We start from the raw sequence: 12,858 nt of genomic DNA, 5'->3' as shown, positions 1-12,858 counted from the left end.
ACTTCTCAGGCCCCGCTGCGCAGCAGTTGCAAGGCCTGCTGAACCACGGGCAGCAGACCCTCGCCCCCGGTCTGGTCCAGATGGGCCAGCAATTGCTGGCGCATGGCGGGGTCCCAGAAGCGGCGCAGATGCTGGCTGATCTCCAGGCGGGCTTCGTCGGCATCGGGCAGGCTCTGGAGGTTTTCGCCGATGGCATTGGCCATGTCGAGCAGGTAATGGATTTTCATAGCAGGCGTTCCGCAAAGGTATAGGCCACCAGGCGCTCGCCGCGCACAAAGCCGGCCAGCAGCAGGCCACAGGCCTGGGCGCAGCGCAGGGCCAGGGCGGTGGGTGCCGAGGCGGCGGCCAGGACGCCGACGCCGGCCATGGCGGCTTTCTGCACCATTTCGTAGCTGGCGCGGCTGGTGATGGCGACAAAGCCTTGCCGCCGGTCGTGGCCAGCCTTGAGCAGGGCGCCAATCAGCTTGTCCAACGCGTTATGGCGGCCAACATCTTCGCGCAGCAGCAAGACCTCGCCCTGCGGGCTGCACCAGGCGGCGGCATGGGTGGCACCGGTGAGCTGCTGCAAGGCCTGGCCGGCCAGCAGGGCTTGCTGGGCACGGCCGAGGGCCGCAGCCGGCAAGTGCAGGAGCGGCGTCAGCAGGGGCGGCGCGGCCAGCTCGCGCTGCAGCTGGGCCAGGCTCTCGATGCCGCACAGGCCGCAGCCGCTGCGGCCGGCCAGGCTACGGCGGCGCTGGCGCAAGCGCCACTCGCAGGCGGCGGCCACCTGCAGGCGCAGCTCCAGGCCCTGGGCCTGCTCGACCCGCTCGACCCCGTACAGCTCCGCCGGGCTGGCCAGCCAGCCCTCGGTGAGCGCAAAGCCCAGGGCGAAGTCCTCCAGGTCGGTCGGGCTGGCCAGCATCACGGCTTGCGAGATGCCGTTGCAGACCAGGGCCACGGGCACTTCTTCGGCCAGCCAGTCGGGCCGCGCCTCGACGTGGCCGCCCTGCCAGGCGCTGACCTCGGCCGCATGCACGCCGGGCGGCAAGAGGCGATCCTCGGCGTCCAAGGCGCTCATTGCGCCTGCTCCAGCAGGCGCAGCTGCTGCGCGTGAAACTCGGCGAACTTCTGCTGCCAGCTGGAGCTGCTCTGCTCCACCCGCACAACTTCCACCGCCGTGAGCTTGTACTCGGGGCAGTTGGTGGCCCAGTCGGAGTTGTCGGTGGTGATCACATTGGCGCCGGACTCGGGGAAGTGAAAGGTGGTGTAGACCACGCCGGGCTGCATGCGCTCGCTCAGCTCGGCGCGCAGCACAGTTTGGCCGGCGCGGCTGCTGATGCCCACCCAGTCGTCCTGGCGGATGCCGCGGTCCTGGGCGTCGTGGGGGTGGATCTCCAATCTGTCCTCGGCATGCCACTGGTTGTTGGCGGTGCGGCGGGTCTGGGCGCCGACGTTGTACTGCGAGAGGATGCGGCCGGTGGTCAGCAGCAGGGGGTAGCGGCGCGTGACCTTCTCCTTCGACGGCAAATACTGGGTGATGAAGAAACGGCCCTTGCCGCGCACAAAGCGCTCGCGGTGCATGGTGGTGGTGCCGGCCTCCTCGGTGCCGTCGTTGCAAGGCCATTGCACGCTGCCCAGGCGCTCGATCTTGGCGTAGCTGACACCGGCGAAGCTGGGCGTCAGCCGCGCCACCTCGTCCATGATCTGCTCGGGGTGCTCGTAGTGCATGGGGCAGCCCAGGGCATTGGCCAGCTTCTGCGTGACTTGCCAATCGGCCAGGCCGGCCAGCGGCGGCATCACCTGGCGCACCCGCGAGATGCGCCGCTCGGCATTGGTGAAAGTGCCGTCTTTTTCGAGGAAGGAGCTGCCGGGCAAGAGCACATGGGCGTATTTGGCGGTCTCGTTGAGGAAGATGTCCTGCACCACCACGCATTCCATGGCGGCCAGGGCGGCGGCCACATGCTGGGTGTTGGGGTCGGACTGCACGATGTCCTCGCCATGGCAGTACAGGCCCTTGAAACTGCCGGCCAGGGCTGCCTCGAACATATTCGGGATGCGCAGGCCGGGTTCGGGGTTGAGCTGCACGCCCCAGTCGGCCTCGAAGTCGCCGCGCACCGTGCTGTCCGAGATGTGGCGGTAGCCCGGCAATTCATGCGGGAAGCTGCCCATATCGCAGCTGCCCTGCACATTGTTCTGGCCGCGCAGCGGGTTCACGCCCACGCCCTCGCGGCCCACCATGCCGCAGGCCATGGCCAGGTTGGCAATGCCCATCACCATGGTGGAGCCCTGGGCATGCTCGGTCACGCCCAGACCGTAGTAGATGGCCGAGTTGGGCCCGGCGGCGAACAATCGCGCCGCCGCCCGCACCTGGGCTGCCGGCACGCCGCTGACGGCCTCCAGCGCCTCGGGCGAGTTCTCGGCCCGCGCCACAAAGGCCCGCCAGTCGGCGAAGCTCTTGGCCTCGCAGCGCTCCTTGATGAAGGCTTCGGCCAGCAGGCCTTCGCTCACCACCACATGGGCCATGGCCGTGATCACCGCCACGTTGGTGCCGGGCAGCAGGGCCAGGTGCTGTTCGGCGCGCACATGGGGGGCGTCCACCAATTCGATGCGGCGCGGGTCCAGCACCAGCAGGCGGGCGCCCTGGCGCAAGCGGCGCTTCAGGCGCGAGGCGAACACCGGGTGGGCGTCCGTGGGGTTGGCGCCTATCAGCAGAATCACATCGGCCTGCTCCACCGACTTGAAGGTCTGGGTGCCGGCCGAGGTGCCGAAGGTCTGGCTCAGCCCAAAGCCGGTGGGCGAGTGGCAGACGCGTGCGCAGGTGTCGATATTGTTGTTGCCGAAGCCGGCGCGCACCAGTTTTTGCACCAGATAGACCTCCTCGTTGGTGCAGCGCGAGGAGCTGATGCCGCCCACGGCGTCGCGCCCGTAGCCGGCCTGGATGCGCTTGAACTCGGCGGCAGCGTAGGCGATCGCCTCGTCCCAGCCGACCTTGCGCCAGGGCTCGTGGATGCTGCTGCGGATCATGGGCTCGGTGATGCGGTCCTTGTGCGTGGCATAGCCCCAGGCGAAGCGGCCCTTGACGCAGGCATGGCCCTCGTTGGCCTTGCCGTCCTTCCAGGGCGTCATGCGCACGACGGTCGTGCCCTTCATCTCGGCCTTGAAGCCGCAGCCCACGCCGCAGTAGGCACAGGTGGTGATGATGGCGTGCTCGGCCTGGCCCAGCTGGATGACGCTGTTCTCCTGCAAGGTGGCCGTGGGGCAGGCCTGCACGCAGGCGCCGCAGCTGACGCAGTCGCTGCTCATGAAGTCCTGGCCCTGGCCGGCCGCCACCCGGCTGGCGAAGCCGCGGCCCTCTATCGTCAGCGCGAAGGTGCCCTGGGTCTCCTCGCAGGCCCGCACGCAGCGGCTGCAGACGATGCATTTGCTGGGCTCGTAAGTGAAGTAGGGGTTGGACTCGTCCTTGCCCTCGTCCAGATGGTGGGCGCCGGCCGCCGCGCCCACGCCGTAGCGCACATGGCGCAGGCCGCTGGCGCCGGCCATGGTCTGCAATTCGCAGTCGCCATTGGCGCTGCAGGTCAGGCAGTCCAGCGGATGGTCGCTGAGGTAAAGCTCCATCACGCCCTGGCGCAGCTTTTGTAACTTGGACGTCTGGGTGCGCACCACCATGCCGGCTTCCACCGGCGTGGTGCAGGAGGCCGGGTAGCCGCGCCGGCCCTCGATTTCCACCAGGCACAGGCGGCAGGAGCCGAAGGGCTGCAGGCTGTCGGTGGCGCAGAGCTTGGGCAGCTGAATGCCGGCCAGCGCGGCGGCGCGCATCAGCGAGCTGCCCTTGGGCACCTGGACGGCAAAGCCGTCGATGTTGAGGCTGACAACCTCCGCGCTGCTGGAAGCCGGCGTGCCGTGGTCGATCTCGGTCTGGGTTTGCAACATGGGGTCTCCTCAGGCGGCCGGCAGGCCGAAGTCGGCCGGGTAATGGTCGAGTGCCGACAGCACCGGGTAAGGCGTCATGCCGCCCATGGCGCAGAGGCTGCCGTGCAGCAAGGTGTCACACAGATCGCGCAACAACTCCACCTGCTCGCCGCGCTGCTGCGGCGCGGGTGCGAGGCGGATGCGGTCCAGCACCTCGACGCCCCGGGTCGAGCCGATGCGGCAGGGCGTGCATTTGCCGCAGCTCTCCAGCGCGCAGAATTCCATTGCGTAGCGGGCCAGCGCGGCCATATCGGCCGTGTCGTCGTGTACGACGATGCCACCATGGCCCAGGGCCGCGCCCACAGCGGCGTAGGCCTCGTAGTCCAGCGGCAGATCCCATTGCGACTCCGGCACGTAGGCGCCTAAGGGGCCACCCACCTGCACCGCCTTGATGGGCCGGCCGCTGCGGCTGCCGCCGCCGAAGTCGTAGAGCAATTCGCGCAGCGTCAGGCCGAAGGCTTTCTCCACCAGGCCGCCCTGGCGGATATTGCCGGCCAATTGGAAAGGCAGGGTGCCGCGCGAACGGCCCAGGCCGTAATCGCGGTAAAAGGCGGCGCCGCGCGCCAGGATCAGCGGCACGCTGGCCAGGGTGATGACGTTGTTGATCACCGTGGGCCGGCCGAACAGGCCTTGCAGGGCGGGCAGGGGCGGCTTGGCGCGCACCAGGCCGCGCCGGCCCTCGATGCTCTCCAGCATGGCGGTTTCCTCGCCGCAGACATAGGAGCCCGCGCCCTTGCGCAGCTCCAGCTCGAAGGCCCGACCGCTGCCGCAGACATCAGCGCCCAAAAAGCCCGCCGCAGCGGCGCGGCGCACCGCCTCCTGCATGCGGGCGATGGCCAGCGGGTATTCCGAGCGGATGTAGACATAGCCCCGCGTGGCGCCCACGGCCAGGCCGGCAATCAAGAGGCCCTCGATCAGCATGAAGGGGTCGCCCTCCATCACCATGCGGTCGGAAAACGTGCCCGAGTCGCCCTCGTCGGCATTGCAGGCCACATACTTCTGCCCCGCCGGGGCCTCGGCCACCGTGCGCCATTTGATGCCGGCCGGAAAGGCCGCGCCGCCGCGCCCGCGCAGGCCGGCGTCCAGCACCTCCTGCACCACTTCGGCGGGCGGCAGCTGCAACGCACGCCGCAGCCCGGCCCAGCCGCCATGGGTCTCGTAATCGGCCAGCGAGAGCGGATCGGTGACGCCCATGCGGGCAAAGGTCAGGCGCTCCTGCCGGGCCAGAAAAGGGATTCGCTCGGTCGGGCCCAGGCAGAGTTCGCCGCCCAGGCCCTGCAGCAAGCCCTCATCCAGCAAGCGGCCCACGTCCTCGGCCTGCACCGGGCCGAAGGCCACGCGGCCGGCCGCCGTCTGCACCTCGACCAGGGGCTCCAGCCAGAACAGGCCGCGCGAGCTGTTGCGCACCAGGGCCAAGGCCTGGCCGCGCCGCGCGCACTCGGCCTGCAAAGTGGCCGCAACGGCGTCCGCCCCCAGGGCCAGGGCGGCCGAGTCGGCCGGCACAAAAACTTTAATGGGTGCGCTCATGGATTCAGCTCCAGCGCCTCGGCCAGGGTCTGCAGTTTTTGCGGCGTGACCCGGCCATGCAATTGCGCGTCGATCTGCAGGGCCGGGCCGGTGGCGCACAGGCCCAGGCAGTACACGGCCTCCAGCGTCAGCGCGCCGTCACCCCGGGTCTGGCCCAGCGGGCAGGCCAGGGTCTGCTCGGCCTGGCGCAGCAAGGCCTCGCCGCCGCAGGCCTGGCAGGCCTCGGCACGGCAGATCTGCACAAGATGGCGGCCCGGCGGCTCGCTGCGGAAGAAGTGGTAGTAACTCGCGACCCCATGGACCTCGGCGCGCGACAAATTCAGCCCGGCGGCAATCAAAGGCAGGGCCGCCACCGGCACATAAGCCAGCGCCTCCTGCACCGCGTGCAGCAGCGGCAGCAGGGCGCCGGGCCGCTTGCGGTGCTGCTCGATCAGGCGCTGCAGCAGCTCGCGGGTGGACGCATTCAAAGAGTCCTGACCATGATCTTGGCCTGCCAGAATGCTGGACATCGCACTGTCTCCTCTTGTTGGGCCGCCATCCTGGCAGCAGCGCCCCGGCGCCGCAATATGAGCGCGGCAGCGCTTTTCATAGGCGCCTCTGTTCATAAAGGGTTGACCCGGATGAAAAAGATCTCGATCAAACCCAGCTGGACCATCCAGCTGCCCGGCCAGCCCCCACTGCCGCCGCGTCTGCTGGAATTGCTGGCGCAGGTGCGCTTGCATGGCAGCCTGCAGGCGGCGGCTCTGCGCCTGGGCCTGTCCTACCGCCATGCCTGGGATCTGATCCGCCAGGGCGAGGCCCAGTTCAAGGCCGCCCTCTTGCACATGGAGCGGGGCAAGGGCTCGACCCTGACCTTGCTGGGCGAGAAGCTGGTGTGGGCCGACCAACGCATCAGCGCCAGCCTGGGGCCGGTGCTGGACTCGCTGGCCTCCGAGCTGGCGGCCGAGATCCGCCAGGCCATCTCCGGCGAGGCCGTGCTCTTGCGCATTCATGCCAGCCACGGCTATGCGATCGAGTCCCTGGTCGAACAGCTGCAGCACGAGGACTTGCGCATCGAGCACAGATACTGCGACAGCACGGCCGCCGCCGCCGCCCTGCGCGACGGCAGCTGCGACGCCGCCGGCCTGCACATCCCGCTGGGCGATTTGCAGGACGCGGCCTTGCGGCATTACTCGCCCTGGCTGACGGGCGGCGACTTCAGCCTGATCGACATCGCCAGCCGCCGCCAGGGCCTGATGCTGGCACCGGGCAACCCCAAGAAGATTTACGAACTGGCCGATCTGCTGCGGCCCGGCCTGCGCTTCATCAACCGCCAAGTGGGCTCGGGCACGCGGCTGCTGCTGGAGAGCCTGCTGCAACTGCAATCACTGGCGGCCGAGCAGATCGCCGGCTTCGAGCAAGGCGAATTCACCCACGCCGCCGTGGCCGCCTATGTGGCCAGCGGCATGGCCGATGCCGGCTTCGGCCTGGAGCCCGCGGCGCGCCAGTTCCAGCTCGACTTCATCCCCCTGGCCAAGGAGCGCTACTTTTTGCTCTGCCCCACGGCCCTGCTGGAAACGCCCGCCTTGCAGCGCGTACTGGCCGCCCTGCGCGAGCCCGGACTGCGCCAGATCCTCGACCGCCTGCCCGGCTACGACGCCAGCGAGGCGGGGCGGGTGACGCTGTTGCATGAGGCGTATCCGCAGCTGGCGGCCTAAGCGCGCGACTGCAGCGCACCAATGGCCGCGGCCGCCGAGCGGGTTTCCACGCCCAGCTTCTCGAACAGATGCTCCAGATGCTTGTTGACGGTGCGCGGGCTGATCGAGAGGATGTCGGCAATGTCGCGATTGGTCTTGCCCTTGGACAACCAGGACAGCACCTCGGCTTCGCGCGAGGTCAGGGCCGTCTGATGACGCTTGTTTTCAAGGTTAGCCTCAGCACCGCAGGCTTGCAACAGCAGCAAGGTTTCGCCCTGGCCGACCGGACCCAGATTGCGGATCTGCAGGCCTGCGGCGCCCGGGTCGGGCGGCGGAATGCGCAGCAAGGCGCCGGGCTCGGCCCACCAGCCAGGCGGCAGACTGCGGCCATCCGGCGGCAGGCCGTGTTCGCCCAGCCAGTGGCGCGCGGCGGGCGAGCAGCCGACCAGCGCCCGCTGCGCGTCCAGCAGCAGCACACCCAGGCCGGCCGCCTCCAGGGCCTCGCGGCTGAGCTGGGCCAGCTTGGCATTGCGCGCATGGATGTTGAGCCGGGCCAGCACCTCCTCCGAGCACAGCGGCTTGGTGACGTAATCGACGCCGCCGCTGGCAAAGCCTTGCAGCACATGGGCGGAATCGCTCAGGCCGGTCATGAAGATCACCGGGATATGGGCCAGCGCTGCGTCGGCCTTGATGCGCCGGCAGGTCTCGAAGCCCGACAGGCCGGGCATCTTGGCGTCCAGCAGGATGGCGGCTGGCTCCAGCAATTGCAGGCGGCGCAGGGCGGTGGCGCCGTCTTGCGCCACGCGCACGCTGTAGCCGCCCTGCTCCAGGATCTCGCACAGCAGGCCCAGGCTGGCGGGGGCGTCGTCCACCACCAGCACGATGGGGCGGTTGTCCCGCGGCTCAGTGTTCGGCATGGCAGACCTTTCTCAGCCGCGCCTGCAAGGCATCCAGCTCGAAGCGGCTCAGCTGGGCTTGCATCTCCAGGCACAGGGCGCGGGTGGCCGGATACTCCTGGGCCAGGGCCTGCAAGGCCTCGCCCAGGCCACGCACATGGCCACTGTCGAGCAGGCGCAGCAAGGCTTGGCGCAGCTCTTGCGGCACCTGCTCCCAGTCCTCCCCCCAGTCCTGCTCCAGGGCTTGACCATCGTCGGCCGGGACCGCCGGCGCACGCCGGACCCAGCGCAGGCCCAGGGCCGCTTGGATGGCCTGCAAAAGCTCGGGCTCCTGCAGAGGCTTGGCCACCAGGGCCTGGCAGCCACAGGCTTGCAGGCGCTGAGCCATGTCCTCGAAAAGATTGGCCGTGACCATGATGATGGGGCTCTGCCGGCAGGGCCCACCGCGCAGGCGCTCGGCCGTCTGCCAACCGTCCAGCGGCCGCATGCCGATGTCCAGCAGCAGCAGATCGGCGGGGGCCTGGGCCATCAGCTCCAGGCATTGCTCGCCGCTGTCGGCTTCGCTGACTTCAAATCCAAGCGGCTCCAGCAGCTGCCTCAGCAAGGCCCGCTGGTCCGCCTGATCGTCCACGATCAGCAGATGCTGGCGCGGGCCTGCGTAGCCGATGATCTCGCGCCGCGGCTGGCGCCGCCGGGCGGGCGGGGGCCGCGTGGGCAGGGGCAGCTCCACGGCGAAGCAGCTGCCCTCACCCACCCGGCTGTGCAAGCTGATGCGGCCGCCCATCAGGCGCACCAGCTTGTCGGTGATGGTCAGCCCCAGGCCGGCACCGGGCTCGCCGCCGCTGGCGCGCTCATGGCCTTGCTCGAAGGGTTCAAAAATTCGCTGCTGGTCGGCGGCGGCGATGCCGGGGCCGCTGTCCCTCACCTCGAAGCGCAGCAGCTCGCCCTCGGCATCGGGGCGCGTTACGGTCAGGTGTATTGCGCCGCTAACGGTGAAGCGCACCGCATTGCCCAGCAGATTGAGAAGAACTTGGCGCAGGCGCTTGCTGTCCGCCTCTATCCACTGGGGCAGATCACCGGCCTCGCGGTAATGGAAGGCCAGGCCCTTGGCCTCGGCCTGCGGCCTGACCATGCGCAGCACATCCTGCAGAAGCTGGGGCAGGTGCTGGGCCACAGCCTCCAGCTGCAAGCGCTCGGCCTCGATGCGGGCCAGGTCCAGCAACTCATCCACCAATTCACACAGATGCTGGCCGCTGCGCTGGATGGTGCCCAGGCCGTCTCTGGCGCCGGCCGGCAATTGGGGGTTTTTCAGCAGCAGATTGGAGTAGCCGAGGATGCTGTTCAAGGGGGTTCGCAGCTCATGCGAGAGGCCGGCCACATAGCGGGTCTTGGCCTGGTTGGCCGCCTCGGCCACCTCCTTGGCGTGCTGCAGGGCGGCGTCGGTGCGCTGGTGGGCATCGATCTCGGCGCGCAGCAACTCGTTCTGGCGGTTGGAGTCCTCCTGCGCCAATTGCTTGGCCTGGCTGTTCAGCACCACCCACCAGCTCAGCACGGCGATGATGAGCAGCAACATGGCGCCGGCCTTGACGAAGGCCTGGGCCAGCAGGGCGCGGGCCGCGACGTCGGCCTGGGTCGAACCGGCCTGCCAGTAAATGGCCCCGATCACGCTGCCCACCAGGGTGCAGAGGGAGAGAAAGACCAGCAGATAGTGGCTGACGCGGAAGTTGACCCTTCGCGCCAGCACCTGGGGCAGCAGGGCCGAGAGGAAGTGCGAGGCCTGCTCGGCCGCCCGGGCGTGCTGTTTGCAGCGGTCATGGCAGCGCGACTCCAGCGTGCAGCAGAGCGAGCAGATGGGCGTGCCGTAGGCGGGGCAGTACGCCATATCCTCAACCTCGAAACACTGCTCACAGATGCTGCACTCCACGCTGGCGCCGGGCGCGGCCAGCTGCGCCGGGGCGCGGGCGAGATAGTAGCGGCCGCCGCTGGCCCAAGCCAGCAGTGGCGAGAGCACAAACGCCAGGCCCAGGGCGATGAAGGAGGAAAACGCCTCGGCCCCCGGCCCCAGCAGGCCCAGATAGGCCAGGGTGGCGATGGCCGTGGCCAGCAACATGGCGCCCAGGCCCACCGGATTGATGTCGTAGAGATGAGCCCGCTTGAATTCGATGCCAGGCGGGCTCAGGCCCAAGGGCTTGTTGACAACAAGGTCGGCCACCAGGGCGCCCACCCAGGCCACGGCCAGATTGCTGTAAAGGCTGAGCACTTGGTCAAGAATCTGGAACACGCCCAGCGTGATCAGCAGCAGGGCAATCAGCACATTGAAGACCAGCCAGACCACCCGGCCCGGGTGGCTGTGGGTGAGCCGGGCGAAGAAATTGGACCAGGCCAGCGAACCCGCATAGGCATTGGTGACATTAATCTTGACCTGCGAAACCACCACGAACAGCACGGTGGCGGCCAGCACCCAGGCCGGCGAGTCGAACACCTCGGCATAGGCGCTCAGATACATCTGCGTGGGCTGCACGGCCTGCTGCGCGCTATGCCCCTGCTCCAGCATCAGAAAGGCCAGGAAGGCGCCGCCCAGCAATTTGAGCGCGCCGGGCAAGATCCAGCCCGGCCCGGCCACCACCAGGGCCAACCACCAGCGCCAGCGATTGGCGGGGGTCTGCTCCGGCAGAAAGCGCAGATAGTCCACCTGCTCGCCGATCTGCACCACCAGCGAGAAGGCCACCGTGACGGCGGCCCCGAACATCAGCGGATCAAAGCGGCTGGAGCCCGAGTTCAGCCCCGTCATCAGGGCGAAGTCGCGGACCAGTTGCGGCTGCTTCCAGTAGATAACGAGGTAGGGCAGCAGCAGCAGCGCCAGCCACAGCGGCTGGGTCCAGAGCTGCAAACGCGAGAGCAAGGTGATGCCGCGTGCCACCAGGGGCAGGATCAATAGCGAGCACAGCAGGTAGAGCACCATCATGGGCAAGGGGATCAGCAAGTGCAGGGCCGTGGCCAGGATGGCGGTCTCCAGGGCGAAGAAGATGAAGGTAAAGCTGGCGTAGATCAGCGAGGTGATGGTCGAACCCATATAGCCAAAGCCCGCGCCCCGAGTCAGCAAGTCCATGTCCAGGCCATAGCGGGCGGCGTAGTAGCTGATGGGCAGGCCGCTCAGAAAGCAGATCAGGGCGACGCTGGCGATCGCCCACACGGCGTTCGAGAAGCCGTACTTGAGCGCGAGGGTCGCGCCTATGGCCTCCAGCGCCAGGAAGGAGGCGCCGCCATAAGCCGTGTTGCCGACCCGCCAGGTGGACCATTTGCGGAAGCTGCGCGGCGTGTAGCGCAGGGCGAAGTCCTCCATGGACTCGTTGGCCACCCAGCTGTTGTACTCGCGGCGGACCTTGAAGATTTTCTGGCTGTGCATGCCGTTCAACTATTGCCCGCTGCCGAGGCGCTGCAACAGGGGTTTCCACCGAAAAACCTACGTCATATGACGTATTGGGCGGGCCGGCCGGCACGCGCAGCATGCAAGCCTGTTTGCCGTGTTCATCGGCACTTTCGCCCACCCACCCATTCATCCGCAGGAGGTTCACCATGCCCGAAACTCTGATCAAGGTTGATCTTTCCAAGCCAGCCCCCAGCAATGAGATGGTTCACAACCGCTGGCACCCGGACATCCCCATGGCCTGCTGGGTGCAGCCCGGCGACGACTTCGTGCTGGAAACCTATGACTGGACCGGCGGCTACATCAAGAACAACGACAGCGCCGACGATGTGCGCGACATCGACCTGACCACCGTCCACTATCTGTCGGGCCCGGTCGGCGTGCGCGGCGCCATGCCGGGCGACCTGCTGGTGGTGGAACTTCTGGACGTGGGCGCCAAGTCCGACAGCCTGTGGGGCTTCAACGGCTTCTTCAGCAAGAAGAACGGCGGCGGCTTCCTGACCGAGCATTTCCCACAGGCGCAGAAATCGATCTGGGACTTCCACGGCCTGTTCACCAGCTCGCGCCACGTGCCGGGCGTCAACTTCGCCGGTCTGATCCACCCCGGCCTGATCGGCTGCCTGCCCGACCAGAAGATGCTGGATATGTGGAACGCACGCGAGCTTGCCTTCATCGCCACCGACCCCGAGCGCGTGCCACCCCTGGCCGCCCCGCCCTCGGCCGCCACCGCCCATCTGGGCAAGCTCAAAGGTGCGGGCCGTGAGAAGGCCGCAGCCGAGGGCGCACGCACGGTGCCGCCGCGCGAGCATGGCGGCAACTGCGACATCAAGGACTTGTCGCGCGGCTCCAAGATCTTCTTCCCCGTCTACGTGGAAGGCGCCGGCCTCAGTGTGGGTGACCTGCACTTCAGCCAGGGCGACGGCGAGATCACCTTCTGCGGCGCCATCGAGATGGCCGGCTGGGTGCATATGCGGGTCAGCATCCTGAAGGGCGGCATGGCGCTGTACGGGATCAAGAACCCCATCTTCAAGCCCAGCCCCATCACGCCCCAGTACAACGACTACCTGATCTTCGAAGGCATCTCGGTGGACGAACAGGGCAAGCAGCATTACCTGGACGTGCATGTGGCCTATCGCCAGGCCTGCCTGAATGCCATCGAGTACCTGAAGAAGTTCGGTTACTCGGCCGCGCAAGCCCATTCGATCCTGGGCGTGGCGCCGGTGCAGGGCCATATCAGCGGCGTGGTCGATATTCCGAATGCCTGCGCCACGCTGTGGCTGCCGACACAGATCTTCGACTTCGACATCAACCCCTCGGCGGCCGGCCCGGTCAAGCACCTGGATGGCTCGGTGCAGATGCCTTTGTCGCCCGATCTGCGCTGATC

9 protein-coding genes are annotated in these 12,858 nt (G+C 68.0%); 2 read left to right on the top strand and 7 right to left on the bottom strand.

All coding sequences use genetic code 11. The features are described 5' to 3' along the window. Positions 1 to 5: 5 nt before the first annotated feature. From HNP55_RS06055 to HNP55_RS06035, 5 genes are read right to left on the bottom strand one after another with little or no spacing between them, the layout of a single operon-like run. Complete coding sequence (locus HNP55_RS06055; protein ID WP_184297227.1) at positions 6 to 227, bottom strand: formate dehydrogenase subunit delta; 222 nt, start codon at positions 225 to 227, stop codon at positions 6 to 8. Further along, entirely contained in the window at positions 224 to 1,057 is an 834-nt protein-coding gene (gene fdhD / locus HNP55_RS06050; protein WP_184297225.1) for a formate dehydrogenase accessory sulfurtransferase FdhD, read from the bottom strand. Before fdhD ends, HNP55_RS06055 begins: the two co-directional genes overlap by 4 nt. After that, on the bottom strand, positions 1,054 to 3,909 hold the full coding sequence (gene fdhF, locus HNP55_RS06045) for a formate dehydrogenase subunit alpha (protein ID WP_184297223.1): 2,856 nt from the start codon (positions 3,907 to 3,909) through the stop codon (positions 1,054 to 1,056). Before fdhF ends, fdhD begins: the two co-directional genes overlap by 4 nt. Before the next feature lie 9 nt (positions 3,910 to 3,918). Then, positions 3,919 to 5,475, bottom strand: coding sequence for a formate dehydrogenase beta subunit (locus tag HNP55_RS06040; RefSeq protein ID WP_184297221.1), 1,557 nt, complete (start codon positions 5,473 to 5,475; stop codon positions 3,919 to 3,921). Beyond that, positions 5,472 to 5,984: a formate dehydrogenase subunit gamma gene (locus HNP55_RS06035; RefSeq protein WP_184297219.1), complete on the bottom strand. Its 513-nt coding sequence runs from the start codon at positions 5,982 to 5,984 to the stop codon at positions 5,472 to 5,474. Before HNP55_RS06035 ends, HNP55_RS06040 begins: the two co-directional genes overlap by 4 nt. Positions 5,985 to 6,095: 111 nt before the next feature. On the opposite strand from HNP55_RS06035, the gene HNP55_RS06030 reads away from it, so the two are divergent. After that, positions 6,096 to 7,172, top strand: coding sequence for a substrate-binding domain-containing protein (locus tag HNP55_RS06030; RefSeq protein ID WP_184297218.1), 1,077 nt, complete (start codon positions 6,096 to 6,098; stop codon positions 7,170 to 7,172). Here the strand turns inward: HNP55_RS06030 and HNP55_RS06025 are convergent. Both HNP55_RS06025 and HNP55_RS06020 read right to left on the bottom strand, forming a co-directional pair. Continuing rightward, positions 7,169 to 8,068, bottom strand: coding sequence for a response regulator transcription factor (locus tag HNP55_RS06025; protein WP_184297216.1), 900 nt, complete (start codon positions 8,066 to 8,068; stop codon positions 7,169 to 7,171). The genes HNP55_RS06030 and HNP55_RS06025 overlap by 4 nt on opposite strands. Beyond that, a complete protein-coding gene (locus HNP55_RS06020) occupies positions 8,055 to 11,453 on the bottom strand; it encodes an ATP-binding protein (protein WP_184297214.1) in 3,399 nt (1,132 codons plus the stop codon). The genes HNP55_RS06025 and HNP55_RS06020 overlap by 14 nt, the downstream gene beginning before the upstream one ends. 170 nt (positions 11,454 to 11,623) lie before the next feature. Between HNP55_RS06020 and fmdA the strand changes: the two genes are divergently transcribed. Continuing rightward, positions 11,624 to 12,856 carry a formamidase gene (gene fmdA / locus HNP55_RS06015; RefSeq protein ID WP_184297212.1) on the top strand — a complete coding sequence of 411 codons (1,233 nt, stop codon included), beginning with the start codon at positions 11,624 to 11,626 and terminating at the stop codon, positions 12,854 to 12,856. Positions 12,857 to 12,858: the final 2 nt, after the last annotated feature.

This window comes from Roseateles oligotrophus (assembly GCF_014204525.1).
GTDB classification, from domain to species: Bacteria; Pseudomonadota; Gammaproteobacteria; order Burkholderiales; family Burkholderiaceae_C; genus Paucibacter_A; species Paucibacter_A oligotrophus_A.
This window is presented reverse-complemented; position numbering and strand designations above follow the sequence as displayed.

Excerpts from the sequence above, each read along its gene's own strand:
- HNP55_RS06040 (WP_184297221.1), bottom strand. The coding sequence starts at position 5,475 with ATGAGCGCACCCATTAAAGTTTTTGTGCCGGCCGACTCGGCCGCCCTG.
- HNP55_RS06030 (WP_184297218.1), top strand. The coding sequence starts at position 6,096 with ATGAAAAAGATCTCGATCAAACCCAGCTGGACCATCCAGCTGCCCGGC.
- HNP55_RS06020 (WP_184297214.1), bottom strand. The coding sequence starts at position 11,453 with ATGCACAGCCAGAAAATCTTCAAGGTCCGCCGCGAGTACAACAGCTGG.
- HNP55_RS06055 (WP_184297227.1), bottom strand. The coding sequence starts at position 227 with ATGAAAATCCATTACCTGCTCGACATGGCCAATGCCATCGGCGAAAAC.
- HNP55_RS06035 (WP_184297219.1), bottom strand. The coding sequence starts at position 5,984 with ATGTCCAGCATTCTGGCAGGCCAAGATCATGGTCAGGACTCTTTGAAT.
- fdhD (WP_184297225.1), bottom strand. The coding sequence starts at position 1,057 with ATGAGCGCCTTGGACGCCGAGGATCGCCTCTTGCCGCCCGGCGTGCAT.
- fmdA (WP_184297212.1), top strand. The coding sequence starts at position 11,624 with ATGCCCGAAACTCTGATCAAGGTTGATCTTTCCAAGCCAGCCCCCAGC.
- fdhF (WP_184297223.1), bottom strand. The coding sequence starts at position 3,909 with ATGTTGCAAACCCAGACCGAGATCGACCACGGCACGCCGGCTTCCAGC.
- HNP55_RS06025 (WP_184297216.1), bottom strand. The coding sequence starts at position 8,068 with ATGCCGAACACTGAGCCGCGGGACAACCGCCCCATCGTGCTGGTGGTG.